The following is a 26,398-nucleotide window of genomic DNA, read 5'->3' as shown; positions in this document are numbered from 1 at the left end:
CACATGGCGTAACAAGGTTAACGACGGGTTTCCAGAGGGAGGACTTGGTGATCTTGCACAAAAGGACTAAGTATGACGGATTGCAATACGAAAGCGCCCGACGTGACCCGATTGACCCTGATCATTTGCCTGAACGCGGCGCTTGTAGCGCAGCCAGCGGGAGCGCAAGAACAAGTCTCCACCATGTCACGATCCGGCCTTTTGCAGAGCCAGACATCGGTTTTGGATGGACGCGCGGCAGAGCAATATCAAAGTTCGGATCGTTTTTTGCCGCCGCGGGCCGAGGGTGTCGCTGTCACCCCTGCCTACATCGGCGGTTATCGCGGCCCCTATCTTGCGCTTGCACAGCAGGCCGCGACCAAACATGGTGTGCCGCCGGGGCTGTTTTTGCGGCTTGTTCAGCAGGAAAGCGGCTGGAACCCAACAGCGCGATCGGTCAAGGGGGCTTTGGGTTTGGCGCAGTTGATGCCTGCGACGGCGCGAAGTCTGGGGGTTGATCCGTTAGATCCAGTAGAAAACCTTGATGGCGGCGCCCGCTATCTGCGCACGCAATATGAAACCTTTGGATCGTGGCCACTCGCGCTTGCCGCATATAATGCCGGACCGGGTGCAGTGACGCGCTACAGCGGCATCCCGCCCTTTGCGGAAACACAAAACTATGTGCAGGTGATTTGGGGCGGCTGATCAAATTTCTAGAAATTTGATCAGCCCGTGACAGCCTATTCCGCTGCGATCTGAATGACGGGCTCCATATCTTCCAGATCGGCGTCGCTCAAATGACACTTAATTTGATGACCATCGGCTAGGATCCGCACTGGCGGCACTTCCTTTTCACACAGGCCGCCAGCCACTTTTGGTTTCCAGTTACAACGCGTCTGGAACGGGCAACCGCTGGGTGGGTTCATCGCCGATGGGATATCACCCTCTAGCACGATGTGCTTTTTCTTCACGCTTGTGTCGGCAATCGGGACCGCTGAAAGCAGTGCCTCGGTATAGGGGTGGTAGGGGGCGAGAAGACCTGATCGGTGCTGCCCAGTTCAACCACGTGGCCCAGATACATGACCATAACCCGGTCCGACAGATAGCGCACGATGGATAGGTCATGGCTGATGAACAGCAGCGTGGTCTTATGTTCGCGCTGGATTTCCATCAGCAGATCAGTCACCGCCGCCTGTACCGATACGTCGAGCGCTGAGACAGGTTCATCCGCCACAACGATCCGCGCATCACCTGCAAAAGCCCGGGCGATACCGACGCGTTGCTTTTGTCCACCAGACAGCTGCCGCGGCATGCGGTCGGCAAAGGCGCGCGGTAGTTTCACCAGATCAAGCAGGTTGAGCATGCGCTCGCGTCGTTCGGTGTCATTGGCTCCCACGCCAAAGATCTCCAGCGCGCGCATGATCTGACGCCCGACAGTCATAGAGGGGTTCAGCGTGTCAAAGGGGTTTTGAAAGACCATCTGAATGTCGGCGACCGTTTTGGTGTCGCGCTGTTCGATGGCCGTGTTGCCGATGGATTTGTTATCCAGCAGGATTTCCCCTTCGGTCGCCGTCTCTAATCCCATCAACACCTTGGCGAAGGTCGATTTCCCGCAACCGGATTCGCCCACAATCGCCAGCGTTTCGCTTTCACGGGCCTCGAAGCTAAGGGTTTCATTGGCTTTCACGACCTTCTTGTCGCCGCCCCCGAATAGGGCGTTGGCCGCGACCTCGTAGTATTTCTTGAGGTTGTCCATTTTCAGAACGACCTGACCGGGGGCTGGTTTCTCGGTCTGGGGCCCTACGTCAATGGGCGCCTGCCAGTCGATTTCCTTGAACTTCAGACAGCGCGATTGGTGGCGGTCATTGCCGGGCACCGGTTCCATCGGGATGAAACCCGCGTCACAGCGCCCAGCCTCGAAATAATCGCAGCGGGGGCCAAAGTTACAGCCCTGCGGTCGCTCATGCGGCAAGGGGAAGTTGCCGGGGATGGCGATCAGGGGCCGTGCGTTTTTGTCGGCGCCGGGCAGGGGGATCGAGCGGAACAGCGCCTGCGTGTAGGGGTGCTGCATTTCGTCAAAGACGTCTTCGATGCTGCCCCGTTCGACCGCTTCGCCGGAATACATCACGCAGATGCGGTCGCAGGTTTCCAAGACGAGCCCAAGGTTGTGGCTGATAAACAGCATCGAGGTGCCGTATTTCTTGCCGAGGTCTTTGACCAGTTCCACGACGGCAGCTTCAACCGTCACGTCCAGTGCAGTTGTGGGTTCATCAAGGATCAGCAAGGACGGTTTCGACATCAGCGCCATCGCGATCACGATCCGCTGTTGTTGACCGCCGGACAACTGATGCGGATAGCTTTGCAGCATCCGTTCGGGGTCAGGCAGTTTCACGTCCGTGACTACCTCCAATGCCCGCGCATAGGCCTCTTTCTCGCCCACGCCTTCGTGGATCATCGGCACTTCCATCAGCTGTTTGCCGATCTTCATGGCCGGGTTCAGGGAGGCCATGGGTTCCTGATAGATCATCGCGATTTCAGATCCGCGAATGTCGCGCAGTTCCTCTGGCGTCATCTCGCACAGGTCGCGGCCCTTGAATTTGATGGACCCGCCGACGATGCGCCCGTTGACGCCAAGGTCTTGCATGACCCCCAGCGCGACGGTGGATTTGCCGCAACCTGACTCGCCGACAAGGCCCAAAGCCTCGCCCGGCATGACGGTGGCGGAAAAATCCATCACCGCGGGGATTTCGCGCAGGCGGGTGAAGAAGGAAATCGAAAGCTTGTCGATCTCAAGGATGGGTTGTTCCGTCATCAGATTAATCCTTCAAGCTTTCTTCACGCAGGCCATCAGCCAACAGGTTGAGACCCAAGACCAAGCTCAGGAGTGCAGCGGCCGGTGGCAGGGCAGGGTGTGCGAAGATCAACAACAGCTTGCGGCCCTCGTTGATGGTCGATCCCCAGTCAGGGCTTTCTGACGAAAGACCCAAACCAAAGAACCCCAAGGTGCCCAAAAGGATGGTGGTGTAGCCAATCCGCAGGCAGAAATCGACGATCAGCGGACCGCGTGCGTTAGGCAGGATTTCCCACAGCATGATGTACCACGCCCCTTCACCACGTGTCTGGGCGGCAGCAACATAGTCGCGCGTGCGCAGGTCCAGCGTCAGGCCGCGCACGATACGGAATACCGTGGGTGCGTTGACGAAGACGACCGAGACGAAAACCACCAGAATGTCGATGTCAAACAGGTCGAACCAAGCGGGCAGGAAGTCGATGACGGTGCCCTTTTGGTTGATGATTGACAGGTAGAGCCACCCCAGGATGCCAAGGACCGGCACAAGGATCGCTGTGCGTTTGGCCGGTTGCGTGTAGTAGCGCGAGTTCAGCAGCACGCCAAAGAAAATCAACGGGAAGACGAAAAGGAACGCGGCCATATAGGATGGGATACCTGTCAGCACGATCTCAGGTGTCACCAACAAATAAAACAGCAGGATCACCGGGAAAGCGAGGATGAGGTTCGCGACGAATGACAGGAACGTGTCCAGCTTGCCGCCGTAGAAGCCCGCAGGCAGGCCCAGCGTGATCCCCACCATGAAGGCAAAGATTGTCGCCAGAGGCGCAATTGCGATGACGAAGACGGAGCCTTGAACGACGCGGCTGAAGATATCGCGCGCGAGGTTATCGCCGCCCAACAGGTAGTGTGGGATCAGCCCGTCTGTGCCTTCGGGCACTGGAACCCCGGGGCCTTTGTTTTTCAGACCAGAGACCTGTGAGAGATAGTCATGGGTCGCAATGATGTCGAAGAGACCGACAAAAAGGGACGTAAAGACCCAGAACATGACGAGGCCGAAACCGATCATACCCACGGTGCTGTCAAAGAGCTTGCCGTAGAGGCCCAGCTTGCGTTTGTAGACAATTGACAGCGTATAGAGCGCGATCAGCGATACCCAGACCGGCAGGAACCGCTTGGATATTTCACCAACGATCCCGGCGGACCCGTACGGCATCACCTGTGGCACGACGATATAGGCAATCACGACCAACAGAACGCCAAGAAATGTATATTTTACGCCTGTTTCGACCAAGGCCAACGGGCCTGTTGCTGCGGCAATTGTCCCGTCAGGGTTGGCTTGTAAGGTCTGGGGTGGGGCGAAAAAGCCAAGCACCAGCTGCGCGATCAAGGCAAGGACCAAAAGGCCAATCAAGACCAGCAAAATGGGGTTGAGGATAGTGCCGAGGCTGCCTGTCCATGTGAGAGCTTCCATAGGTTCAGCCTCCTTTTAAGAAATGCGAATGCGTGGGTTCAGGAACACATAGCCGATGTCGGATATCAGCTGTGTCACAAGGACCACGAAGACGGAAACGATGGACACACCCAGCAACAGCTCGATGTCGTTATTGCCGGCGGCCCGCACCAGCACCCAGCCAAAGCCCTTGTAGTTGAACAGGGTCTCGACGATGACGACGCCGTTCAGCAGCCACGGGAATTGCAGCATGATCACCGTGAAAGGCGCGATCAATGCATTGCGCAACGCGTGTTTGAGGACGATCTTGGGAAAGCTGACACCTTTCAGGCGGGCGGTGCGGATATATTGCGCAGTCATGACCTCGGTCATCGAGGCGCGGGTCATCCGGGCGATATAGCCCATGCCATAAAGCGCGATGGTGATGACGGGGAGGAAGAAGTTTTCGAACGTCGCGTCTTCCATTGCCCCGGTCGCGGTGCCTTTAAACCATTGCATCCCAAAGGTTGCGGTCGCGAAGACCGAGATGAAGACAACACCGGAGACGTATTCCGGCGTCGCGGTTGAAACGATAGAGACTGTGGAAAGGCTGCGGTCAGTCCGTGAGCCTTCGCGCATGCCTGCCAGCACGCCGATGATCAAAGCGCCAGGCACCATAACCATCATGACCCAGAACATCAGTTTGCCTGTCAGTCCAAGGCGGGTTGCCACAATGCTTCCAACATCATCTTTGAAGACTGTCGAAAAGCCCCAATCACCTTGCAGGATACCACAAAAGCGCGCGGCATCTTCTATCGGCTCACCCGGTTCTGCGCAGCGGGCGCGGACCTCTCCGTCTGTGCCTTCGATGACATAGCCCGGCAAAACCCCCAGCCATTGGCCGTATTTTACAGGCAGTGCCTGACTATAACCGCGGTTATCAAGCCAGCTGACCACGGCTTCGTCCGACATGCGGGCGTTACCTTGGGTTTTGGCAAGTTTTTCGAGGTTTGGCGTAAGGTTCGTCAGCCAGAACACGATAAATGTCAGGCAAATCGCCGTGAGGAGCATGACCCCAAGGCGGCGCAGAATAAACAGTCCCATAAAGGCCCCTGTTGGTGAGCAGCGTCAGATCATTGCCTGACTATACGTAAAATTGCGGCCCCGGTTTGCCGGTGGTCCGCATCTGATGGGAAAAGGGCCGCCCCAGTGACGGGGCGGCCCTGATACCTTAGGCTGCCAAAGCGACCTTATACATCTGCGGCAGGTATGCGATATGCATGTCCCAACCTACGATGCCCGGCTTGGCGTGGCGATAGAGTGAGCGCCAGTATGGCTGGATCGTCACACCTTCATCCGTCATGATCGTCTGAAGTTTAGCCATCACTTCGCGACGCTCGTCTGCGTTGGCCAAAGAGTTGGCTTCGGCCAGTAGCGCATCAAACTCTGCATTCGCAAAGCCGCTTTCGTTCCATGCTTCGCCAGAACGGTAGGCCAGACCCAGGATCTGCGTGTCCAGCGGGCGGTGGTTCCAGTTCGTGGAAGAGAACGGATACTTCGTCCAGTCGTTCCAGAAGGTCGAGCCGGGAATGATTGTCCGCTTCACGTTGAAGCCAGCATCACGCAACTGGGCGGCGACCGCGTCAGTTGTGTTCTTGCGCCAATCATCGTCGATGGACACGATTTCCATCTCAAAGTCCTGCATGCCCGCCTCTGTCAGCAGGGCAAGCGCGCCCTCTGGATCATAGGCTATGCCGGGGACATCTGCCCAAGCCGGGTGCATGGGACCGACGTGCTGGTTGCGCGCGGCGATACCAAGGTTTGAGTAGCCAAGCTCAAGACAAACCGCGTTATCGACGGCCATCGCAATGGCCTGACGCACCCGCTTGTCCGCGTAGGGCTGTACCCCATCAACTTCGGCCAATTGGTTTGGACGAATGACGATCGTTGCAGCCGATGCAATCTCGGACCGTTCCCAGCCGATGCCTTCGACAACTTCGACAAAGTCGCCGACTGTTTCGTAGAACATGTCAACTTCGTCCGCCGCCGCAGCAGCGACCCACGCAGATGGGTCGGTGCCGTAGTCGATATATTCGATCTCGATCGAGGAATGCGCCTTTGCCTTCGGCGTAGCCCCACCACTCAAAACCTTCGTTGCGGACCAAGACGCCTTTGACACCGACTTCGAGGCTCTCTGGCAGGTATGGGCCGGTACCGACAGGATTGCCGGTCATGTTTTCGGGATCAAAGTCAGCAGGTACAATCGCTGCAGGATAGTCCGCCATGCCCGCAATCAGCGAGATGTCGGAACCCGGCAGGTTCAGGCGCACGGTCAGGTCGTCAACAACTTCGATGCCGCCTTCAACGGCCGTGCCCGTTGCTTCGTCGATGAGGATCGCGAAACGGCCAGCCATCGAGTTGCCTTCGACGTTCTTGTCGCACCAGCCTTCGATATTGCGTGCCACGTCTGCGGCGGTGAAGTCGTCACCATTGTTCCATTTCACGCCCGGACGGACGTTCAGCGTATAGATTGTCGCATCATCATTCACTTCCCAGCTAGACAGCAGCATGGGCGCAAAGGAACCATCGTTGTTGTATTCAACAAGATATTCCAACCAGCCGTGCGAGAAGAACGCGATCTGCGTCCAGTCATATGTGCGTGGATCTTTGAGTGCGCGCACCTCCATTTGCATGCGGATCGTGCCGCCCTGCTGTGCATGACCACCAGCATGTGCAGGCTGTGCCGCACCGATCAGCCCATAGGCTGTCGCCGCAGTCACACCAAGTGCGGTTGAGCGTGCAAGGAATTCGCGGCGGTCAATTTTGCCTGCCTTGGCTTCCTCAGCATACATCAACGCTGCCGGGTGGATAGATTTGTTAGAGTGCGTCATTCGTTTCTCCCTGTGACACATTTTTTGTTCTTGCCGGGAAACTGAACCAACGCATGTTCGTCCTACAGAAATTTGTCAGTGTCCCGCCCGGGCGCCATTCGGCACAATTTTTGGGCACAGGTCAACCGGACCTTTCATAAATCGAATGACATTTGCGACATCTTCACCGTCCGAATGCGACATTTGGGCGGTGGCGCTCAAAGCGCTTTGATGCTGCAATGCGGCGTTCATGTAACATTAAATTCGTGAGGTTGACCCGCCAGAACGTCGAAATTCAGACGGTGTTTGGCCTGATTTTTCTTGAAAGCTCCGGGTAAAGTAAGCGGGTGACTGGAAGCCGAGAGATCGGGCAATTTCCTGAATGGGCGTCTGCGTGTCTCTGAGAAGCTGGCAGGCCTCATAGTGGATGCGATCGTTCAGCAAAGACAGGGCCGATCGTCCGCAGGTCTTGCGGCAACTCCGCGTGAGATGGGTCGGCGTCACGCCAAGATCTTCAGCATAGCTTGCCACAGTGCGGTCCGCATAGAAGTCCTTTGCGATCATGCGAGTGTAGCGCGCGATCAGCTTTGCAGCCGCGGTATTGCGGCGCGCATCTACGGAAGCAGGGTCACGCAACTTCAATTGCCTTTCGACAAAGATGGCCAAGAGACCCAAGTGACAATTCGCCGCGCGCAAATCACCCGAGGGCTGAAGCTCGCGTTCAATAGATTCGATCAGCGTCACAAGTTCCTTTTGCGGGTCCACGTCCAACAGCCGCAAATGAAACGGCGCGTCAGGCCATCCTTCAGCAACCGGCACAGTCAGCATCTGTCCAAAGACCGTCGGACCAACCTCCATGCCATACATGGTATGGGACGGGATGAAGATCAGGTTGTTCGGGCCGTAGCCGTTGGTCAGTCCGGCAACAGTGATGCGCCCTTGACCCTTTGTGATGTGGATCAGGCGCGGCGTCGCATGGCTGCGCATGGCTTCTGTTCGCCAACGTCCAGCGGTGCCGCCATGGCTTATAGTGGCCAGCGAAAGGGCTGGCGGTACGGGTGACATCATGCTCATCAACTTTGCCTCAATGTTGATTTTTGACAAGTCTGAGCAGAAATTCGTTTGTGATCAATCCACTGGCGTATCTGCAAAACGTAGTGTTGCAGATAAGTCGGGACGATCAGCAGCGATATGATGCCAGTTCTTGTGGCGCGACCGGAACCATGTGCGCTGGCGCTTGGCATATTGACGGGACGAAATAATCGCGGCATCGCGCGCCTGATCCAGCGTTGTCTGCCCTTTAAGATACGCGATTAATTCTGGAGCTCCGATGGCTTTTGCCGATTGATGATCCGGGTTCCATTGCGGCAGCATTGCTTCGGCTTCGGCAAGCGCACCCTGTTCCAACATCATCTCAAAGCGCCGGGTAATCCGGTTGTTCAGCCACTCTGTGGGTGCATCCAGCGTGATGCTTACGGCCATGTTTGCGGGCAAAAGTGCCGGCGGTGTTGCATCTTGCCATTTTGCAAGCCCTTGGCCCGTCGCTTGGAGAACTTCCCAAGCTCGCTGAACGCGCATACGGTTTTGGGGATCAATCCGACCTGCTGTTTCGCCATCCAGCGTATCCAGCATTTCTTGCCGGGAAAGCGCATTTCCTGCGGCACGCACATTGTCGGGGGTTGCCGGGATTTCGGCAAGCCCGTGGGTCAGCGCATGAAAGTTCAGCCCCGTACCACCGACAATGATTGGCCGCATCGCGTCGTTCAGAAACGGCCGCACGTCGCGCAGCCAATGGCCAACAGAATAGGCCGCATCAAAGGGAACGTGACCATAAAGCCGATGTGGTGCCGCCCGCAGATCCGCATCATCAGGGCAGGCCGTCAAGATGCGCCACCCATCAAAGACCTGCAGCGCATCAGCGTTGATGATCACGCCGCCTTGCTCTTGCGCGATCTTCAACGCCAAGGCTGATTTGCCAGACGCCGTTGGTCCTGCAATCAGAACAGGTGTTTGGGGTGTGACAACAATTGGGACGCTATGGGTCATTTGAGTGTGACGCTGCGGCTAACTAACGTAGTGCCGCAAACCCGCCTTCGTCATACTCTGGTGCGCCATCACCAAGACTGATGTCTGCGTCGCCAGCGACAGAATTGATTGGATCAGTTCCATTCAGAAAATTGCCCTCAAGCGCCACATCAGCCGCAAACGAATTGCCGCCGTTCGACAAAGCACCTGACATCAACATGTCAAAGTGGTTGTCCTGACCCGTGGCATTGCGATCAATCACACCGTTGCCGTTGAGCGAACCTAGATATGCACCGTCCGTACTGTGGATAAAATTGCCGGCGGTACCCTTCAGCGTATTGGTATCGAAATCTACATCCAACTGCAGTTGACCAATCAGCCGATCGGTCGTGCCGGTTTGCCCGGCAATAATCGCTCCGTTGTAGGCGACGGTTCCTGTGGCTGTATCGCCAAAGTCTGCCGCGGTAGAAATATTGCCCGCGTCAACGAGGGTGCCGTCATTATCAACCAATGCCGAGGTCTGAGCCGAAAAGGCTGCATCAATCTCTGCAAAGGTTTCGAAACTATTGGTGAACTCAAACGGGTCAGACGGACCGTCGCAGGCCGCAAGACCAATCACCGCAAAGCCAGCCACCATTCTCGTAATTGCTCGTGTCATTTTATTGTCCTTTTTGTCATCATTGCCGTCACAGAACGAAGTGAGGCAAGGTTTTGATAAGACGCAAGAAAAGTTGGGATACTCGAGATAAGGGGTAGCTTATGGGGCCTCTTCATGCGCGGTCAACATGCACTTGGGCGTTTTGTCGCGCAAGTGCCATTGAATACCCGTTCGTTTTGCGACATTTTGCGCCGCAATCATAAAGCGACAGGGGGACGCCATGAGCGATACTGAGAAGACGGCATATAGACGTGTGATGCTTAAAATCTCGGGAGAGGCGCTGATGGGCGACACCTCATTCGGTCTGCACCCGCCGACGGTTCAGCGGGTCGCCAAAGAGGTGAAGTCGGTACACGATCTTGGCGTTGAAATCTGCATGGTCATTGGGGGCGGTAACATTTTCCGTGGTCTGCAGGGATCAGCGCAAGGCATGGAGCGGACCACAGCCGATTATATGGGCATGCTTGCGACCGTTATGAACGCCTTGGCGATGCAGTCTGCGTTGGAAGAACTTGGCATTCATACCCGTGTCATTTCCGCCATTACGATGAACGAAGTGGCAGAGCCCTATATTCGCAGGCGCGCCGTCCGGCACTTAGAAAAAAAGCGGGTTTGCATTTTTGCGGCGGGCACTGGCAACCCGTATTTCACAACAGATACTGCGGCAACATTGCGGGCCAGCGAAATGAATTGCGAGGCGATCTTTAAGGGTACCAAGGTTGACGGCGTCTACGACAAGGATCCTGCGAAACATGACGATGCAGTCCGCTATCAGAATGTTTCGTATGATGAGGTTCTGCAAAAACACCTTGGTGTGATGGACGCCAGCGCCATTGCTCTGGCACGCGACAATGACCTGCCCATCATCGTATTTTCCCTTGATGAGCCGGGGGGCTTTCAAGGTATTTTGGCCGGTGAAGGTACGTATACCATCGTCAAGGACTGAGCCCCGCGTGACGGCACCCATTGATGACAGCCACGTCCAATGCGCATAAACTGCACAAAAAGGTCGGATTTGCCTGACTATACAATGGCATCCCTTTGGCATAAAACGATGAAAACCCGGGCAAAGCCCGACGAGGAAGAGCACCGCACGATATGTCTGACGATTTTGAACTTGATACCAATGATCTGACCCGCCGCATGGAAGGTGCCATCGCCAACCTGCGCACCGAACTCGCGTCGCTTCGAACGGGGCGCGCGTCGGGCTCTATGCTGGAGCCTGTGATGGTCGATGCATATGGGTCCATGACACCGATCAACCAGGTCGGCACTGTCAACGTGCCGGAACCGCGGATGGTGACAATCAACGTGTGGGATAAGGGGTTGGTCGGCAAGGTCGAAAAAGCCATTCGTGAGAGTGGGTTAGGGATCAACCCTCAACTTAATGGTACGATCATCATGCTGCCGATCCCGGAACTGAATGAGGAGCGCCGCCGCGAGTTGGGCAAAGTTGCCGGTCAGTATGCAGAAAGTGCCCGCGTCTCGATCAGGAATTTGCGCCGCGATGGCATGGATCAGATTAAGAAGGCCAAAAACGACGGTATGTCCGAGGACGATCAGAAGTTCTGGGAGGCCGCTGTGCAAGAGATCACAGACGCGCACATCAAAATAGTTGACGACACGGTTGAGACCAAACAAGCCGAGATCATGCAAGTTTAATTCAGAACTTGCGAACCAAAAGGGGGCCGTAATGCCCAAGGATGCAGACGCCAAGACCGCCCCCGCCCATGTTGCGATTATCATGGACGGAAATGGCCGTTGGGCCCAGAAACGTGGTCGCCCGCGTTTGTTTGGCCACCATGCAGGCGCGCGCCGGGTACGCGAAATCGTGTCGGCTTGCCCGGAACTGGGCGTCAAATATCTGACGATATTTGCCTTCTCGACCGAGAATTGGAAACGCACGCAAACCGAAGTTGCCGGTCTGATGTCACTGTTTCGTAAGTATCTTTTGCGCGAAGCCAATGAGCTTTTTGAAAGTGGCGTGTGCGTCCGTTTTATCGGTGATCGTGTGCGGCTTGATGACAAGCTGGTGTCACTGATGGACGAGCTTGAGCTGCGCACGGCAGACAATGATCGTGTGCATCTGACGGTCGCACTGAACTACGGTGGCCGCGACGAAGTCACCCGGGCGGCCAAACGCCTGGCGTTCGAGGTAGAGCAGGGACGATTGACCCACGACGATGTTGATGCAGAAACATTGGCACGGTTCCTTGATACACATGTGCTTCCCGACCCGGATCTGGTCATCCGCACAAGTGGTGAAGCCCGGATATCGAACTTTCTACTGTGGCAGTCGGCCTATGCGGAGTATGAATTCGTTGATACCCTGTGGCCTGATTTCAGTTCAGCGGAATTTGCAAAGGTCTTGCAGGGTTACGGCAAACGCGAACGCCGTTTCGGAGCAGTCAGAGCCTGACAATGCATACCCCCACGCCACCACCTGCCGCCAAATGGGATGATCTGACAGTGCGTCTGATCTCGAGCGCGGCAATGGTTTTTGTCGGCGCGATCGGTGTGATCCTTGGTGGGGTTTGGTTCCAGATGCTCGTGGTGTTTGTCACTGCTGTGATGGTCTGGGAACTGTGGATGATGATCCGCCCCGATGAACCAACAAAGGGCATGCTGCTTGCGGCTTTGGTCGCATCCATTATGTCCGGGCAGCTGGTTGATAACGCGCCCTGGGGTATGTTGTTGTTTCTGATCGTGCCTCTGATCGGTGTTACTCAGCTGAAAAAGGAAATCAAAACCTTCTTTATCTTTGCATTGGGCATTCAGCTTGCTGGTTGGGGTCTTGTGCATTTCCGTATCGACTATGGGTTTACATGGTTGTTGTGGTTGATGTCGGTTGTGATTGTCACCGATATCTTTGGCTATTTTGCCGGAAAATCCCTGGGTGGTCCTAAGTTTTGGCCCAAAATCAGCCCCAAGAAGACTTGGAGCGGCACAATCGCGGGCTGGATTGGTGCCGCTATTGTCGGGTTTATTTTCACGCTCTTTACGAATGCGGGGCTTTGGGTTGTCGTGATTTCGATGGTCTTGAGCTTTGCAGGTCAGATGGGTGATATCGCGGAAAGCGCTCTGAAACGGCGGATGGGTGTGAAAGACAGCTCAACACTGATCCCTGGACATGGCGGATTGTTCGATCGCTTTGATGCGCTTTTGGGTGCTGCTCTTTTCTTGATTTTTGTTGCAGATATTGCGGATGTGCCCGGGGTCGTCTGGTGAGACGGATCACGGTGTTTGGGGCGACGGGGTCCGTTGGGCAAAGTGCGCTTGATCTGGTCGCGCGTAATGCGGACGCCTATGACGTTGTGGCACTGACGGGCGGTCGCAATGTTGCCAGGCTTGCAGCCGATGCCAAAGCGTTGAACGCTGATGTGGCGGTGACCTGCTATCCCGAATGCTATGACGCATTGAAAGACTTGTTGGCTGGCACTGATGTTGCCGTCGCCGCTGGTCCCGACGCCATTGCCGAAGCTGCTGCACGCCCGATCGACTGGGCACTATCCGCGATTGTTGGTGCGGCAGGGCTGGTGCCGGGGTTGGAGGCTTTGTCGCATGGCACCACCTTGGCCCTGGCCAACAAAGAGTCGCTGGTCACAGCAGGGCCGCTTTTGTTGGGCCGGGCCAAGGCGCATGGTGCCACCGTTCTGCCGGTCGATAGTGAGCATTCCGCAGTGTTTCAGGCGCTGGTCGGCGAACATATGGCAGCTGTGGAGCGGGTCATTATCACAGCGTCCGGCGGTGCCTTTCGCGATTGGCCGATTGAAAAGCTGGCGACCGCCACATTGGCCGAGGCGTCAAACCATCCAAATTGGGATATGGGGCAGCGGATCACGATTGACAGTGCCTCTATGTTCAACAAGGCGATGGAGCTGATTGAAACCAAAGAATTTTTTAACGTCCCGACTGACATGATTGAGGTGCTGGTGCATCGCGAAAGCCTGATCCATGCAATGGTCGGGTTCAATGACGGCGCGCTAATGGCGCATGTGGGTCCACCCGATATGCGCCACGCCATAGGGTATGCGTTGCATTGGCCAGAGCGTAAGACACTGCCTGTTGAGCGGCTGGATCTGGCAAAGATCGGTCGTCTGACGTTTGAGGCCCCTGATGCTGATCGCTATCCGGCGCTGGGGATTGCGAAGCGCGTGATGGAAGAGGGTGGATTGTCAGGTGCTGTCTTTAATGCCGCGAAAGAGCGCGCACTTGATGGGTTTATTGCCGGTGACATTGGATTTTTGGATATGTCGCGGGTCGTTTCGATGACGCTGGACAAAATGTCCTCACAAGGTGGGCTGCAAAATGGATCAATCACTCTAGATACTGTGTTAGAGACAGACAGGTTGGCGCGTATCTATGCCGCCGAGACCTTTAACCAATTGGGATGACGCTTTGGATCTGATGCAATTTGTGCCGATGTTTGGCAATTTCGCCTTTATGATTGTGGCCTTCGTTGTGGCCCTGTCTGTGATCGTGGCGATCCACGAATATGGCCACTACATCGTTGGGCGTTGGTGTGGCATTCATGCTGACGTATTTTCGCTTGGGTTCGGACCCGTTATCTACAGTCGCGAAGATAAGCGCGGCACCAAATGGCAAGTCGCAGCATTGCCTCTTGGTGGATATGTGAAGTTCATGGGCGATGCGAATGCCGCCAGTGTCGGCAGCGATGGCGAAGTGGCCGAAGTTGATATGCGGCGCACGATGCTGGGTGCCCCTTTGTGGGCCAGGACGGCGAACCGTTGCCGCAGGCCCCGTCTTTAACTTCGTCCTTGCCATTGCGATCTTTGCCGGGTCGATCATGTATCAAGGCCGCACGGCGGATCCGCTGACCTTTGGTGAATTGCGTCCCTTACCGCCAAGTTTCGCGACGGAACTGCGCGAAGGTGATGTTATGGTTGCCGTTGAAGACGTCCGCTTTGATGACCCGGACCGAACAGGATCAATTGCCGACCTTGTGCCGGTTGAGGAGCGGTTGACCTATACAGTGTTGCGCGACGGTGATGAGATCACTGTGGAAGGACCGCATTATTTTCCGGCGGCTGTACTAAGCGTGAGCCCGCGGTCCGCCGCCGATGACGCCGACATCAAGGTGAATGATGTCATCACCGCAATCAACGGCACGCCGGTCTTTGCTTTTTCGCAGGTGCAGGACATTGTTTTTGCGGCGGACGGGGTGGATCTTAATTTCACGATCTGGCGTGACGGCGACACGCTTGAGAAAACGATTGCGCCGCGCCGCGTTGATCTGCCGACCCCGGAAGGTGGTTTTGAAACACGCTGGCTGATCGGGATTACCGGGACGATATTTTTCGATGAAAAGACCGAAAGTGTGGGGCTGTTCGAGGCGGTGAGCCTTGGTGCTGACGGGTTGTGGAACACCGTGACGACGTCACTGTCCGCGATGGAGCATATTTTGTTTGGCAAGATATCAACCTGTAATTTGTCTGGTCCGGTTGGTATCGCTGAAACCAGCGGGTCGATGGCAGAGCAGGGCGCGCAGAGTTTTATCTGGTTTATCGGTGCGCTGTCTGCGGCGGTTGGCCTGATCAACCTTTTCCCCATCCCGGTGTTGGATGGTGGGCATCTGGTCTTCTATGCTTACGAAGCTGTTTCACGTCGCAAACCAAGCGACCGGGCCGTTCAAGTCTTTATGTTTGTGGGGCTGGCGCTGGTCTTGTCGTTGATGTCCTTCACTATCCTGAACGATACCATTCTTTGCCCCTAAGAACCCGATCACGGCAAATGCCAAAATGACATGCTTGTCGTTTTGACATCCCCGATCATTGTCGGTACTTCCAAAGCAACAGGGAACTTGGCACGGGCGGTCGAAATGATGACAAGTGTGGGGCGCGTCTTGGCGCAATGTGGTGCAGCGGTGCGATCAGTCTGGGTGGCGCTTTTTGTCTTGGTGTTGGCGGCAGGTGCCGCAAACGCGCAAAACTTTGCGTTCAGCACTTTTGAGGTCGAGGGAAACCAGCGTGTCGCTGATGGCACGATCCTGACGTTTGGTGGCTTTCAAGCCGGCGCAGGGCTATCGACTGCTGAATTGAACACGGCGGGGCAGAATATTCGCGCATCTGGATTGTTTGAAAGCGTTGATCTGGTGCCGCAGGGTAGCCGCTTGCTGATCCGCGTTGTCGAATATCCGACCATTAACCGTATCAATATCGAAGGGAACAGCCGTTTGCGCGACGCGCAGCTGTTGCAGCTTGTACAATCGCAACCCCGTCGTGTCTTTACGCCCGCACAGGCAGAGGCGGACACGGCAGCGATTACGCAGGCCTATGCCCAACAAGGCCGCATCAATGCGACGGTAACGCCGCGCATTATCCCACAGTCAGACAACCGTGTTGATCTGGTGTTTGAGGTTGTCGAATCCGCCGTCACAGAGATCGAACGTATCTCATTTGTTGGTAATCGGACCTATTCCGAAGGCCGTCTGCGCCGCGTTCTTGAAACCAAACAAGCGGGTATTTTCCGATTGATTGTTGGCCGTGACACCTATTCGCCTGAACGTGTCCTTCAGGATCGTGAAGCGCTGACCGATTTCTATCGGTCGCGCGGATATCTCGATTTTGTTATCCAGAACGTCGACGTCTCTTTGACCCGCGAACGTGATGCCTATCTGGTCACATATAATATCCGCGAGGGGCAACGCTTTGCCTTCGGTAACGTGACGGTGTCGAGTGAAATCAACGGCGTGAATGCGGCGGATTTTCAAGACAGCGCGCGTGTACGTGCCGGTGCCACCTATTCGCCTGTTCCAATTGATTCCGACGTCAACCGGATGGAACGGCTAGCCGTCCAACGCGGCCTGAGTTTTGTTGAAGTGGAGCCACGGATCACCCGCAACGCACGTGATCTGACGGTAGATGTGAACTATGCGCTGGTATCGGGCGAACGCGTGTTTATCGAGCGTATCGATATCGAAGGGAATGGCACGACCCTTGACCGCGTTATTCGCAATCAGTTCCGTACCGTTGAGGGCGACCCGCTGAATCCCCGCGAAATCCAGGAAAGCGCACGCCGTATCCGCGGCCTTGGTTTTTTCCAAGGTGTGTCGGTTGACACGCGCGAGGGGTCTTCACCAAGCCAGGCCATTGTTGATGTTGATGTCACCGAAGGGCCAACCGGAACGCTGACGTTTGGTGCAAACTTCAACACGGATACCGGTGCGTCATTGCTCGCGTCGTATCGTCAAAGCAATTTCCAGGGGCGTGGCCAGCGCCTTGACTTTGATATTTCCACCGCCGAGTCAAACCGCCGATTCAGCTTCGGCTTTACTGAGCCGCAGTTGCTGGGCCGCGAACTGCGTGGTTCTGTCGATCTTTCTTATAGAACAACCAACAACGAAAACGCGCTTTATGACACCGAGACCTTGCGGGTCAGCCCAACACTGGCATTTCCTGTGAGCGAAACCGGGCGCCTTGCACTATTTTATGCGCTGGAGTTCACCGAGATTTCAGACGTGTCCAGCAACGCCAGTGTCATCATCCAGAACGAAGCCGAAGAAGGCGCTGTTTGGACGAATGCGCTTGGGTATTCCTATACATTTGATAACCGGCGCACAGGCTTGAACCCGAATGCAGGTGTCGTTTTACGCTTTGGTCAGGAGTTTGGGTTTGGCGACACGCAATTTATCAAAACCACAGCACTTGCTGGTGCAGAAACCCGTGTATTGAACGAAGAAGTGACATTGCGCGCCACTTTCGAGGCCGGCAATCTGAGTTACCAAAACGGGAGCAGCCGCGTGACCGACCGCTTTTTCCTTGGCAGCCGTCTGATGCGCGGGTTTGAGCCGGGTGGCATTGGCCCACGTGATGATCTGACTGACGACGCATTGGGGGGCAATTCTTTTGCGGTGCTACGACTTGAGTCAGAGTTCCCGCTGGGTTTGCCGAGTGAGTATGGCATCACCGGCGGTGCCTTTATCGACTACGGTTCGGTCTGGGATGTGGGAGAGACCTTTGGGCAAGACGTTGTTTCAGACGATGCCATCGGTCGTTCCGTTGCGGGTCTGTCGATCTTTTGGACAACGCCGATTGGCCCTTTGCGCTTTAACTTCACGGAACCTCTGGACGTTCAGGATCGTGACGAAACACGCAACTTTGATGTGACCATCTCAACGAGTTTCTAAATGGCGGTTTTGAGGGCCTTTCTGATTTGGCTGGTTCTGGCGCTTCCCGTGTCAGCCCAGCAATCCGGGCCCCCGATCCTGATTGTTGATCTGGAACGGCTGTTTGTTGAAACGCTCTATGGACGCAGGCTGTCAGAGGAACTGGCGGCGCAGGCAGCGGAACTACAGGCCGAGAATGACCGGATTGTCGAATCGCTGACCAACGAAGAGCGCAGCCTGACCATCCGCCGTCCGGAAATGACGCCCGAAGAATTCAGGGCCGAGGCCGACGCGTTCGACACGAAAGTGCAAGAGGTCCGCCGTGTGCGCGATGCCAAGAATGTCGATCTTCAGGTTGCGGCGGCCGCGGCACGTTCCCGGTTTGAACAGCGCGTGCAGGGGATCATTGCCAGTATGATGTTGGAACGGGGTGCCGTCATGGTGATGGAAGAGCGCAATATCGTATTGTCGGTGCGCGCCGCCGAAATCACAGATGATGCAATCGTGCGAATAGACGCTGAATTGGGCAAGGGTGCTGAATAGCTGATGCTTGCCGGTCTGCGACCGCCTTGTTAGTGATAAAGTCAGGCGGCCAAGTGGCGCCACCAGTTTGAAGAAGGAGCCACCCGGAATGACCGACGCCGTTACCACAGCAGATATCCAACTGATCCAGAAGATCCTGCCGCATCGTTACCCCTTTTTGCTGGTCGATAAGGTCCATAGCATCAACGGTACAACGTCAGCCGTCGGCATCAAAAACGTCACGATGAATGAGCCCCATTTCCAAGGGCACTTTCCGGGCAATCCGATCATGCCCGGTGTCACGATCGTTGAAGCCATGGCGCAGACCACAGCGGTGATGGTTGGGGCGTCACTTGGGCTGACTGAAGGCAATCTGCTGGTCTATTTCATGGCCATTGATGGCTGCAAATTCCGCCGAAAGGTAGTGCCCGGCGATGTGCTGGAGATGCATGTCGAAACGACCCGTGGCAAACCCGGCGGTAAGGTCTGGCGCTTCAAAGGTGTCGCGACTGTCGACGGTGAGATGGCCGCTGAGGCCGAGTTTACCGCAATGATGGATATGCAGGGCTGATGTCGATCCATCCCTCTGCCGTGATCGCCGATGGTGCGCAGATTGGTGCGGATTGCATCATCGGGCCATTCTGTGTGATCGGTGCGAACGTGGTCTTGGGTGACCGGGTAGAGTTAAAGAGTCATGTTGTTGTCGATGGCGATACGCATATTGGTGAAGACACGGTGATTTTTCCATTTGCGGTAATTGGCGAAATCCCGCAAGACCTCAAGTTTGATGGCGAAAAGTCACGCTTACGGATTGGCGTGCGCAATCGCATCCGCGAACATGTCACCATGAATACCGGCACGGCGAATGGTGGGGGTGAGACGCGCATCGGTGATGATGGGCTATTCATGGCCGGCTGCCACATTGCGCATGACGCGCAAATCGGTGATCGGGTGATTGTGGTCAATTCTTCTGCCGTTGCGGGACATTGTATCATAGAGGATGATGTGATCATCGGTGGCCTTTGCGGCGTCCATCAGTTTGTGCGCATTGGCCAAGGCGCCATTATTGGTGCTGTAACCATGGTGACAAAGGACGTGGTGCCACATGGGTTGGTCCAGGGGCCGCGTGGCGCGCTTGATGGGCTTAACCTCGTCGGGCTGAAGCGTAAGGGCGTGGATCGTGCGGACATCACCGCGATGCGGGCGGCGTTTCAAATGCTGAAGGATGGTGAGGGGACGTTCCAAGATCGTGCGCATCGTCTGGCAGATGAAAGCGACAGCCCTTATGTTCAGCAGATGGTTGCGTTTATCCTTGGCGATACGGACCGCAATTTTCTGACGCCAGGCTGATGCTGGCCTTGATTGCTGGCACTGGTGATCTGCCACCTGCGTTACTGGCGCGTTTGCCGGAAAGGCCCATTGTGTGCGCAATGACCGGGTTTCGCCCCGCGATCACACCGGACATCACTTTTCGGATCGAGCATCTTGGGACTTTTCTGGACGACCTCAAAGCCCGGGGTGTGACGACGCTTTGCATGGCAGGTGCGGTTAAGCGCCCCGCGATTGATCCCGCTGCGGTTGATAAGCCGACGCAGCGGCTTGTCCCGCGCATTATGTCGGCGATTGCCCAAGGGGACGATGGCGCCTTGCGTGCGGTGATTGCGATATTCGAAGAAGCCGGTTTCGAAGTACGGGCGGCCCATGACATCGCACCTGATTTGCTGCCTGAGGCCGGTGTCTATGGTGCTAGGCCCGTGACGATTGACCACAAACAGGACGCGGTCACTGGCGAACTTGCGTTGGCGGACATGGGGCGTGCTGACACCGGTCAGGCCTGTCTGGTCCGGGGTGGCAGAGTGCTGGCCCGTGAAGGGATCGCCGGCACGGATGCGATGATGGCGCGATTTGCGTCGGCCGATGATCCGCTGTGGGCTGCGGTTGACGGTCTTGGCGCGCTTCTTGGGGATGCGGCAGAGTGGTTAAGCGGCGCGGATGGGGATCCGGTCGATGCGAAGGGTGCCATTCTTTTCAAGGGACCAAAACCTGATCAGGACCGCCGCGCCGATCTGCCTGTCATTGGCTTGCAAACGGTACATGCCGCTGCCGCTGCGGGCATTGCGGGGATCGTGATCGAGGCGCAAGGCGTCATGGTTCTTGATCTGCCCGCAGTCATCGCGGCCGCGGATCAGGCCGGATTGTTTCTGTGGGTGCGCCCAAAGGGGGGCGCATGAGGGTTTTTGTTATTGCGGGAGAGGCCTCTGGCGACAAACTGGGGGCGGCAATGATGGCCGGGCTCAAGGCGCTGCGCCCCGATGTGACGTTTGATGGTGTTGGTGGCCCGCTGATGCTAGCCGAAGGGTTGCATAGCCGCTTTCCTATGGAAGAGCTGAGCGTCATGGGGCTGGCCGAGATCCTGCCGAAATACCGGGCACTGAAGGCGCGTATTCGCGAAATGGCCGATGCGGTGCTGGAAACGGCCCCCGACGTCCTTATCACGATTGATAGCCCTGATTTTTGCCTGCGCGTGGCGCGGTTGGTCAAGGCAGGTAGCGCCATTCGCACAGTCCACTACGTGGCCCCAACCGTCTGGGCCTGGCGCCCCAAGCGGGCCGAAAAGATGGCGCGCCACATTGATCATGTGCTGGCGCTTTTTCCGTTTGAGCCACCTTTGATGCAGGCGACTGGCATGGCCTGCGACTTCGTTGGCCATCCGGTGGTGGCAGAACCTGTTGCAACCGACGCAGAGGCCGCGGCGCTGGGGCGGGGCACGGTTGTGCTGGTGCTGCCGGGCAGCCGCAAGGGTGAGGTATCGCGGCTGGCGGACCGGTTTGGTGCGGCGGTTGAAAAGATCGCCAACGCCGTTCCAGATGCGCGATTTGTGATCCCGACGACGCGCGGCGTGCACGAACTTGTAAAGGCCCGTGTTGCGGATTGGAATATATCGGTCACGGTCTTGTCGCCCGGATCGCCGGATAAGGCGGCCTGGTTCAAACGGGCCGATGTCGCACTTGCGGCCTCTGGCACCGTGTCGCTGGAACTGGCGGCAAGCGGGACGCCAATGGTGATCGCGTACGACATGGCGTGGCTTAGCCGCTTGATTATCAGCCGGATGTTGATGGTGGATACGGTGACTTTGGTGAACCTTGTCAGCAAAACGCGCGTTGTGCCTGAATTCATCGGAGAGGCGTGTCAGCCCGGACCGATCGCAGATGCGGTGCTTGGGGTACTTCACGCTCCGGGTGAGCAGCATGCTGCAATGGCACTCACCATGGAACGATTGGGGCAGGGTGGAGAGCCGCCCGGTCTACGTGCCGCCCGTGCGGTTCTTGATCGCCTGCACCAGCCGTCCGTCAAGGATCAATAGCCCAAGTGCCAGAATGGCAAATCCGGCATATGCGCGCAGTGGCAAAGCTTCGCCCAGCACCATAGCACCCAAGACGATGGCCACCGGGGCCACAAGCAGTGTGCACAGCATCAGGTTGCCGCTGCCTGCCATCGCCAGAACCCGGTAGTAGAGCATATAGGCGATCGCTGTGGCGAAGATGGCGTAATATCCGATGGCGACCCATGTTTGCGGCTGGAGAGACAAGGTGATGGGCCCCTCGATCAACCACGCGGCAGGAATGGAGATCATGCTGGACCCGGTCAACATGCCTGCCGCCGCAACTTGTGGTGTGAGGTGTCCCAGTGTTTTGCGTGCCCAAACACCGGCCAGCGCGTAGCTCATCGTGCCGCCAATCACCGCCAGTTGGCCGAGTGAGCGAATATCAAAATCCTTGAACGCAGCCAGACCAATTGCGGTTGAAACACCGAGAAAGCCGATGGTGACGCCGATGGCTTTGCGCGCCGTCAGTCGTTCGTCTGCAAGAAAAACCGCCGCTGCAACGACGCCAAAAATAGCCGTCGAGGCATTGAGGATCGAGGTCAGGCCAGTTTCAATATGCAACTGTCCCCATGCCATCAGGCTGAAGGGGATAACGTTGTTCAGCAGGCCCATGACAAGGAATGCAGCCCAGATCCGCAAGCCTTGCGGTTGCTCCAGTCGGCGGATCAGAACATAGGCCCACAAAATGAGCATCGCCCATCCGGTGCGATGCGCCACTGCCGTCAGAGGGCCGATTTCATCCAGAGCGATGCGGATCGACAGGAAGGATGCGCCCCAGATCAGCGAGAGGATCAGGAGTTCGGCCCATGCGCGGGGCGATATTGTTTTCTGGACCGGTGTCATGAGGCGAGATGATCGTTTTGTGAAGGATCACGCAACCCGGATCATGCCCTTGGGCAAAGAAAAAGCCCCGCCGGGTCGGGCGGGGCTTTGTTATTCAAAGGTGTGGACCAGCTTCAGAAGCTGTAGCCCACTTTGAAGCCAATCGCGACAGCGGTGTTGTCTTCAAATTTCGCATAGGGTGTATCGACTGCAGGAACGTCCAATTCAGGACGGGCGTCGCCAATCACAACATAACGAATGCCGCCAGATACGGTGATGTTGTCATCAACTTTGTATTGACCGCCTAGGCCAATCGAGTAGCTGCCGTTCGACGGAGACAAGGGAGAAACAAGATCGTCTTCGCCTTCGGTATCAAGCGTCGCACTTACCGAAGCTGAGAACACGTCGCTGAATCGCCGACCAACGCCCAAGGTGTATGTATAGCCGTCTTCAATCTCGGTGATTGAAGCTGGCAGCGGTGTTGGCTGCACGATGACTGTTGAGTACTCGGCCCAACGAACGGAACCGAACAAAAGTGTATCGGCGGCAATGCCCGTTTGGAAGTCCAGATTGACAGCCTGTGGGGTCGTTACTTCGGTTTCGCTTTCGACTGCTCCGCCAACGATGGCGTCAAACTCATGCTCGATTTCCGAGAAATATGTCAGCGCAATGCGCAGTGCGATCTCAGGCCGTTCGTAAGCACCACCAATGGCGTAACCGTAAGCGACGCTGTCTTCCAATTCGACAGTAGTTCCGGCACCGGGCAGGGTGATATCAGCGTTGATACGCTGAGCACGCAGACCGCCATGTGCGCTGAAGTTGTCGTCAAACTTGTAGCGGGCGAGAGCTGTCAGCGCGATTGAGTTCAATTCTGCAGCTGTTGGCTGCAGTGGGGCGGCTGTATCTGACGGATAGTCAATGTCTGCGCCGTAGGGCTCATCAAGGATCAGGGCGAAAGACCATTGGTTGTCGATGTCGCGCTTGTATCCCAGACCAAGCTGGCCATAGCTTTCCGCAACATTGTCAATTGGGGTTGTAGCCGTTGTGATTGAGTCTCCGCTCAACTCAGGCATGACGTAGCCAAAGCTCAGCTCTGCGTAGCTGCCTTCTTCGAAGATAATGCCTACGGGTTGACCAGACCGATCAAGACCAACCGCGTGTGCAAGGCTGGTCGTCAGCAGCAGGGCTGCCCCTGTTGTGATTACGTTTTTCATGTCCTCATCCCTGTCATGAATAAAATATGTGCGGACCACCCTATGGACTGCCCAAGGTTTACGTCAATTAATGACGCCGCGTCATTTCAAATCCTGCGCCGCTGCGTCACAAAATTACAATAATACCTGCCACCATTTCTTGATCTGTCGCAGCACAGGCGTTCCTTAGCCACGGGTCGCATAAACCATGTTAACATAATTTGCGGTAAAGATCAGGATGGCACCAACAAAGATCCAGATTTCCACCGGCTCATTGTAAATCACCGCCCCGACAACTGCGATTGTTGGCAGGCGGATAAAGTCGATCGGCATCACAATATTGGCCGGCGCGATGCTGAGCGCTTTGGTCAGGCAAAAATGCGCGAGCAGACCTGCACATCCGATCAGGATGACCCACGGCAAAGTTGTTGATGATGGCAGTGCGATATCGCCGTCGACACCTGCGCAAATCAGACCAAAAACCGCCTGTATGACGGTCAGGTAGAAGAGTATTGTGGTGATCGATTCTGTCTGGGTCAGCTTTCGGGTGAAGATTGCGGTCAGCGCGAAGAAGATTGCGCAGCTTGCCCCGGCGATCAGGCCGATGTTGATGTTGGATAGGTCAGGGCGGGCGACCATCAAGATCCCCACAAAACCCAATGCTGCGCAAAAGAGCCCGATCGCCGTCAGCCGCTCTTGCAACAAAAGCGGTGACAGCAGGATGACCCAAATCGGTGTCGTAAACTCCAGCGCAAAGACTTGTGCCAAGGGGATCATGGTGATTGCAAAAAACCAAAGGTTCTGCCCCGCGAAATGGCAAATGTTGCGCGTCGCGTGCAGGCCAAGTTTGCTGCGACCGATGCTTTTGAGTGTGCCCGCATAACCCGCAACACACACGACGATGGCAATCCCCGTCAGACTGCGGAAAAGCATGATTTCAAATGTATCAAGCTCAACACTAACCGTCCGACCGGCAACGGCCATCAACGTAAATGACGTGATCGCGCCAATCATCCAGAGTGCAGCTTGCAGGGTAGTGTTCATGTGGGCAGTTGTCACTGCAATGCTGTCCTTTGCAACCCTTATCGGGGTATGGTGGGCGTGCAACATTGGGGAGATGCGCGATGCGGTGGTTTGCAATCTTGGTTCTGAATGTATCAACAGCAGCTGCGGACCCTGTGACAGATGTTTCGCAGGCCGCGATGTCTGCTTTTGCGCGCATGCCTGATGTTCAGCGGGTTGACGAAATAGCGGCGCAGTGCGGTGCCGATGCGAATGTGAACCCCTTCGTGACCTTTTGCACGACACGCAATCGGGTTTTTGTGGCTAGCGATGTCTGGGACACGCCGCAGGCCGCATATCTGGTCGCACATGCCTATGGCCATGCTGCGCAGGTGCAACATGGTGTTGCAGATTTCGCCCTGTCCCAGATCCGTAGCCGCAGATCAGAAGAGGCAATGTTGCGCGGGCTGGTGGAACGGCAGGTTGATTGCATTGCAGGATTTTTGGTCGCGCGCGCGGGTCTTGATCCCGGCGCGTTGACAGCACTGTTTGCCCAAGATCCGTTGGCGGACATTCACTGGGGTCGTGATCCGCTGCGACTTGGCCCGCAGATCAGCGTGCAGTTGACCGCGCGCGCAGAATGGTTCGCGATTGGGGTGGCTGGTGATCTGGCCGCTTGCGGCCCCGGTGAGTTCACCACCGATCTGTTGCTAGAGGCGCTTATCCCTTAGGGCGAAGACATTCCCCTGCAACGCATCCGGTGTCGTCAGCGGGGTGCCGTTTTCGTCGCTGAGGTGAAAGCCCGCATCTGTCAGCAGCGCAAAAACGTCTTCCTTGTCGCGCGCGACCTCAACCATGACGGCCCTCACATGGGCAAGCGTCTTGATGGCACCGCGCAGCACCGCCAATTCTGCGCCCTCGACATCAATCTTGATGAAATCGGGGGAGCATCCGTGGCATATGGCGTAGCGATCAAGTGTAACAGTACGTACTTGACGGGCCTCAATATGCATTGCGGCACGTTGAGACATGGCAAGATCACTGCCCTTGGCAAAACCTTGGTCAAGTGAATTCATAAAGCCGCCGAGGTTTTCTTCATAAAATTGGGCCTTGCCGTCATGGTCGCTGACGGCCGCATCAATATGCACGCAATGGTCGAATGGCGTGATGTTCTGGCGCAGGAACGGTTTGTTTTGGGTGCCCGGTTCAAACACATGAACCGCACCGGTGCGACCGGTCAGCTTTGCGAAGAATTGCGCGATGAATCCGATATGGCCGCCGACTTCGAACACGGTGTCGCCGGGTTGCACAAGCTGCCTGAACCGTTGCATCGTCGCCGCCTCGCGCGACCGACCGTAGAACCAATATCCTTTGTGGGTAAAGCTGAGGAGGTGGAAGCTGACCCCCGCATAGGGGTTCTTGATTCTGATCGACCAGTCGCACAGCCGTAACAAAGGCAGCGCCAGGGCGCGCAATGGTTTGCTGGACGCAAGGCCCGCGCGCAGGCGGGGTGTTTGGATACGGGAGAGGGAAGGCTGCATGACACTCAACTCGCAAAGATTACATTCGTGCAACCTAGGGGAGAATTCATTTACAA

At 56.3% G+C, this 26,398-nt stretch carries 22 protein-coding genes and 3 pseudogenes; 14 read left to right on the top strand and 11 right to left on the bottom strand.

Annotated features, from left to right (window positions below; genetic code table 11):
* The first annotated feature begins 72 nt into the window (after window positions 1-72).
* On the top strand, window positions 73-684 hold the full coding sequence (locus ACZ1G5_RS00500) for a lytic transglycosylase domain-containing protein (protein WP_472730996.1): 612 nt from the start codon (window positions 73-75) through the stop codon (window positions 682-684).
* Window positions 685-719: 35 nt separating this feature from the next.
* Here ACZ1G5_RS00500 and ACZ1G5_RS00495 read toward each other — a convergent pair.
* The 7 genes and pseudogenes from ACZ1G5_RS00495 to ACZ1G5_RS00465 form a co-directional block, all read right to left on the bottom strand.
* Window positions 720-2,791, bottom strand: a pseudogene (locus ACZ1G5_RS00495) (dipeptide ABC transporter ATP-binding protein).
* A 4-nt stretch (window positions 2,792-2,795) separates the two neighbouring features.
* Window positions 2,796-4,241: an ABC transporter permease gene (locus ACZ1G5_RS00490; RefSeq protein ID WP_472730995.1), complete on the bottom strand. Its 1,446-nt coding sequence runs from the start codon at window positions 4,239-4,241 to the stop codon at window positions 2,796-2,798.
* 15 nt (window positions 4,242-4,256) lie between these two features.
* On the bottom strand, window positions 4,257-5,303 hold the full coding sequence (locus tag ACZ1G5_RS00485; RefSeq protein ID WP_472730994.1) for an ABC transporter permease: 1,047 nt from the start codon (window positions 5,301-5,303) through the stop codon (window positions 4,257-4,259).
* 127 nt (window positions 5,304-5,430) lie between these two features.
* Window positions 5,431-7,090: pseudogene (locus ACZ1G5_RS00480) on the bottom strand (ABC transporter substrate-binding protein).
* 237 nt (window positions 7,091-7,327) lie between these two features.
* Window positions 7,328-8,137: a helix-turn-helix transcriptional regulator gene (locus ACZ1G5_RS00475; RefSeq protein WP_472730993.1), complete on the bottom strand. Its 810-nt coding sequence runs from the start codon at window positions 8,135-8,137 to the stop codon at window positions 7,328-7,330.
* A gap of 60 nt (window positions 8,138-8,197) precedes the next feature.
* Complete coding sequence (gene miaA / locus ACZ1G5_RS00470) at window positions 8,198-9,115, bottom strand: tRNA (adenosine(37)-N6)-dimethylallyltransferase MiaA (RefSeq protein ID WP_472730992.1); 918 nt, start codon at window positions 9,113-9,115, stop codon at window positions 8,198-8,200.
* A 22-nt stretch (window positions 9,116-9,137) separates the two neighbouring features.
* Window positions 9,138-9,752 (bottom strand): hypothetical protein, encoded by a 615-nt coding sequence (locus ACZ1G5_RS00465; protein WP_472730991.1) that lies wholly within the window; start codon window positions 9,750-9,752, stop codon window positions 9,138-9,140.
* Between the two features lie 220 nt (window positions 9,753-9,972).
* On the opposite strand from ACZ1G5_RS00465, the gene pyrH reads away from it, so the two are divergent.
* The 12 genes and pseudogenes from pyrH to lpxB all read left to right on the top strand — a co-directional run bounded on the left by pyrH (window position 9,973) and on the right by lpxB (window position 21,763).
* Window positions 9,973-10,698: a UMP kinase gene (gene pyrH, locus ACZ1G5_RS00460; RefSeq protein ID WP_472730990.1), complete on the top strand. Its 726-nt coding sequence runs from the start codon at window positions 9,973-9,975 to the stop codon at window positions 10,696-10,698.
* Between the two features lie 152 nt (window positions 10,699-10,850).
* Entirely contained in the window at window positions 10,851-11,414 is a 564-nt protein-coding gene (frr, locus tag ACZ1G5_RS00455) for a ribosome recycling factor (protein WP_472730989.1), read from the top strand.
* Window positions 11,368-12,171 carry an isoprenyl transferase gene (locus ACZ1G5_RS00450; protein WP_472730988.1) on the top strand — a complete coding sequence of 268 codons (804 nt, stop codon included), beginning with the start codon at window positions 11,368-11,370 and terminating at the stop codon, window positions 12,169-12,171. Before frr ends, ACZ1G5_RS00450 begins: the two co-directional genes overlap by 47 nt.
* Window positions 12,172-12,173: 2 nt before the next feature.
* Entirely contained in the window at window positions 12,174-12,980 is an 807-nt protein-coding gene (locus ACZ1G5_RS00445) for a phosphatidate cytidylyltransferase (RefSeq protein WP_472730987.1), read from the top strand.
* Entirely contained in the window at window positions 12,977-14,146 is a 1,170-nt protein-coding gene (gene dxr, locus ACZ1G5_RS00440) for a 1-deoxy-D-xylulose-5-phosphate reductoisomerase (protein ID WP_472730986.1), read from the top strand. The genes ACZ1G5_RS00445 and dxr overlap by 4 nt, the downstream gene beginning before the upstream one ends.
* A gap of 4 nt (window positions 14,147-14,150) precedes the next feature.
* A pseudogene (gene rseP, locus ACZ1G5_RS00435) lies at window positions 14,151-15,486 on the top strand (RIP metalloprotease RseP).
* 105 nt (window positions 15,487-15,591) lie between these two features.
* Complete coding sequence (gene bamA / locus ACZ1G5_RS00430; protein WP_472734242.1) at window positions 15,592-17,898, top strand: outer membrane protein assembly factor BamA; 2,307 nt, start codon at window positions 15,592-15,594, stop codon at window positions 17,896-17,898.
* Window positions 17,899-18,420, top strand: a complete 522-nt coding sequence (locus ACZ1G5_RS00425; protein ID WP_472730985.1) for an OmpH/Skp family outer membrane protein — start codon at window positions 17,899-17,901, stop codon at window positions 18,418-18,420.
* Window positions 18,421-18,508: 88 nt separating this feature from the next.
* The gene (fabZ, locus tag ACZ1G5_RS00420) at window positions 18,509-18,970 is read left to right on the top strand and encodes a 3-hydroxyacyl-ACP dehydratase FabZ (RefSeq protein ID WP_472730984.1); all 462 of its coding nucleotides are present in this window, start codon (window positions 18,509-18,511) and stop codon (window positions 18,968-18,970) included.
* Complete coding sequence (gene lpxA, locus ACZ1G5_RS00415) at window positions 18,967-19,749, top strand: acyl-ACP--UDP-N-acetylglucosamine O-acyltransferase (protein ID WP_472734241.1); 783 nt, start codon at window positions 18,967-18,969, stop codon at window positions 19,747-19,749. Before fabZ ends, lpxA begins: the two co-directional genes overlap by 4 nt.
* Window positions 19,749-20,630 carry an LpxI family protein gene (locus tag ACZ1G5_RS00410; protein WP_472730983.1) on the top strand — a complete coding sequence of 294 codons (882 nt, stop codon included), beginning with the start codon at window positions 19,749-19,751 and terminating at the stop codon, window positions 20,628-20,630. Before lpxA ends, ACZ1G5_RS00410 begins: the two co-directional genes overlap by 1 nt.
* Window positions 20,627-21,763, top strand: coding sequence for a lipid-A-disaccharide synthase (lpxB, locus tag ACZ1G5_RS00405; RefSeq protein ID WP_472730982.1), 1,137 nt, complete (start codon window positions 20,627-20,629; stop codon window positions 21,761-21,763). Before ACZ1G5_RS00410 ends, lpxB begins: the two co-directional genes overlap by 4 nt.
* Here the strand turns inward: lpxB and ACZ1G5_RS00400 are convergent.
* The 3 genes from ACZ1G5_RS00400 to ACZ1G5_RS00390 all read right to left on the bottom strand — a co-directional run bounded on the left by ACZ1G5_RS00400 (window position 21,704) and on the right by ACZ1G5_RS00390 (window position 24,843).
* Window positions 21,704-22,627, bottom strand: a complete 924-nt coding sequence (locus ACZ1G5_RS00400; protein ID WP_472730981.1) for a DMT family transporter — start codon at window positions 22,625-22,627, stop codon at window positions 21,704-21,706. The genes lpxB and ACZ1G5_RS00400 overlap by 60 nt on opposite strands.
* Before the next feature lie 113 nt (window positions 22,628-22,740).
* On the bottom strand, window positions 22,741-23,820 hold the full coding sequence (locus ACZ1G5_RS00395) for an OmpP1/FadL family transporter (protein WP_472730980.1): 1,080 nt from the start codon (window positions 23,818-23,820) through the stop codon (window positions 22,741-22,743).
* A 165-nt stretch (window positions 23,821-23,985) separates the two neighbouring features.
* A complete protein-coding gene (locus tag ACZ1G5_RS00390) occupies window positions 23,986-24,843 on the bottom strand; it encodes a DMT family transporter (protein ID WP_472730979.1) in 858 nt (285 codons plus the stop codon).
* Window positions 24,844-24,923: 80 nt separating this feature from the next.
* Between ACZ1G5_RS00390 and ACZ1G5_RS00385 the strand changes: the two genes are divergently transcribed.
* Window positions 24,924-25,532 carry a hypothetical protein gene (locus tag ACZ1G5_RS00385; RefSeq protein ID WP_472730978.1) on the top strand — a complete coding sequence of 203 codons (609 nt, stop codon included), beginning with the start codon at window positions 24,924-24,926 and terminating at the stop codon, window positions 25,530-25,532.
* Here the strand turns inward: ACZ1G5_RS00385 and ACZ1G5_RS00380 are convergent.
* Window positions 25,512-26,342: an FkbM family methyltransferase gene (locus tag ACZ1G5_RS00380; RefSeq protein ID WP_472730977.1), complete on the bottom strand. Its 831-nt coding sequence runs from the start codon at window positions 26,340-26,342 to the stop codon at window positions 25,512-25,514. The two genes, ACZ1G5_RS00385 and ACZ1G5_RS00380, sit on opposite strands and share 21 nt — an antisense overlap.
* Window positions 26,343-26,398 lie beyond the last annotated feature (56 nt).

Source organism: Yoonia sp. JB2-21 (assembly GCF_055693545.1).
The sequence above is the reverse complement of the archived record's forward strand: the minus strand, read 5'-3'. Positions and strand labels throughout refer to the sequence as shown.

Bases quoted from the DNA above. Each gene is read 5' to 3' on its own strand.
- ACZ1G5_RS00500 (WP_472730996.1), top strand. From the start codon at position 73: ATGACGGATTGCAATACGAAAGCGCCCGACGTGACCCGATTGACCCTG.
- ACZ1G5_RS00490 (WP_472730995.1), bottom strand. From the start codon at position 4,241: ATGGAAGCTCTCACATGGACAGGCAGCCTCGGCACTATCCTCAACCCC.
- ACZ1G5_RS00485 (WP_472730994.1), bottom strand. From the start codon at position 5,303: ATGGGACTGTTTATTCTGCGCCGCCTTGGGGTCATGCTCCTCACGGCG.
- ACZ1G5_RS00475 (WP_472730993.1), bottom strand. From the start codon at position 8,137: ATGATGTCACCCGTACCGCCAGCCCTTTCGCTGGCCACTATAAGCCAT.
- miaA (WP_472730992.1), bottom strand. From the start codon at position 9,115: ATGACCCATAGCGTCCCAATTGTTGTCACACCCCAAACACCTGTTCTG.
- ACZ1G5_RS00465 (WP_472730991.1), bottom strand. From the start codon at position 9,752: ATGACACGAGCAATTACGAGAATGGTGGCTGGCTTTGCGGTGATTGGT.
- pyrH (WP_472730990.1), top strand. From the start codon at position 9,973: ATGAGCGATACTGAGAAGACGGCATATAGACGTGTGATGCTTAAAATC.
- frr (WP_472730989.1), top strand. From the start codon at position 10,851: ATGTCTGACGATTTTGAACTTGATACCAATGATCTGACCCGCCGCATG.
- ACZ1G5_RS00445 (WP_472730987.1), top strand. From the start codon at position 12,174: ATGCATACCCCCACGCCACCACCTGCCGCCAAATGGGATGATCTGACA.
- bamA (WP_472734242.1), top strand. From the start codon at position 15,592: ATGATGACAAGTGTGGGGCGCGTCTTGGCGCAATGTGGTGCAGCGGTG.
- ACZ1G5_RS00425 (WP_472730985.1), top strand. From the start codon at position 17,899: ATGGCGGTTTTGAGGGCCTTTCTGATTTGGCTGGTTCTGGCGCTTCCC.
- fabZ (WP_472730984.1), top strand. From the start codon at position 18,509: ATGACCGACGCCGTTACCACAGCAGATATCCAACTGATCCAGAAGATC.
- ACZ1G5_RS00410 (WP_472730983.1), top strand. From the start codon at position 19,749: ATGCTGGCCTTGATTGCTGGCACTGGTGATCTGCCACCTGCGTTACTG.
- lpxB (WP_472730982.1), top strand. From the start codon at position 20,627: ATGAGGGTTTTTGTTATTGCGGGAGAGGCCTCTGGCGACAAACTGGGG.
- ACZ1G5_RS00400 (WP_472730981.1), bottom strand. From the start codon at position 22,627: ATGACACCGGTCCAGAAAACAATATCGCCCCGCGCATGGGCCGAACTC.
- ACZ1G5_RS00395 (WP_472730980.1), bottom strand. From the start codon at position 23,820: ATGAAAAACGTAATCACAACAGGGGCAGCCCTGCTGCTGACGACCAGC.
- ACZ1G5_RS00390 (WP_472730979.1), bottom strand. From the start codon at position 24,843: ATGAACACTACCCTGCAAGCTGCACTCTGGATGATTGGCGCGATCACG.
- ACZ1G5_RS00385 (WP_472730978.1), top strand. From the start codon at position 24,924: ATGCGGTGGTTTGCAATCTTGGTTCTGAATGTATCAACAGCAGCTGCG.
- ACZ1G5_RS00380 (WP_472730977.1), bottom strand. From the start codon at position 26,342: ATGCAGCCTTCCCTCTCCCGTATCCAAACACCCCGCCTGCGCGCGGGC.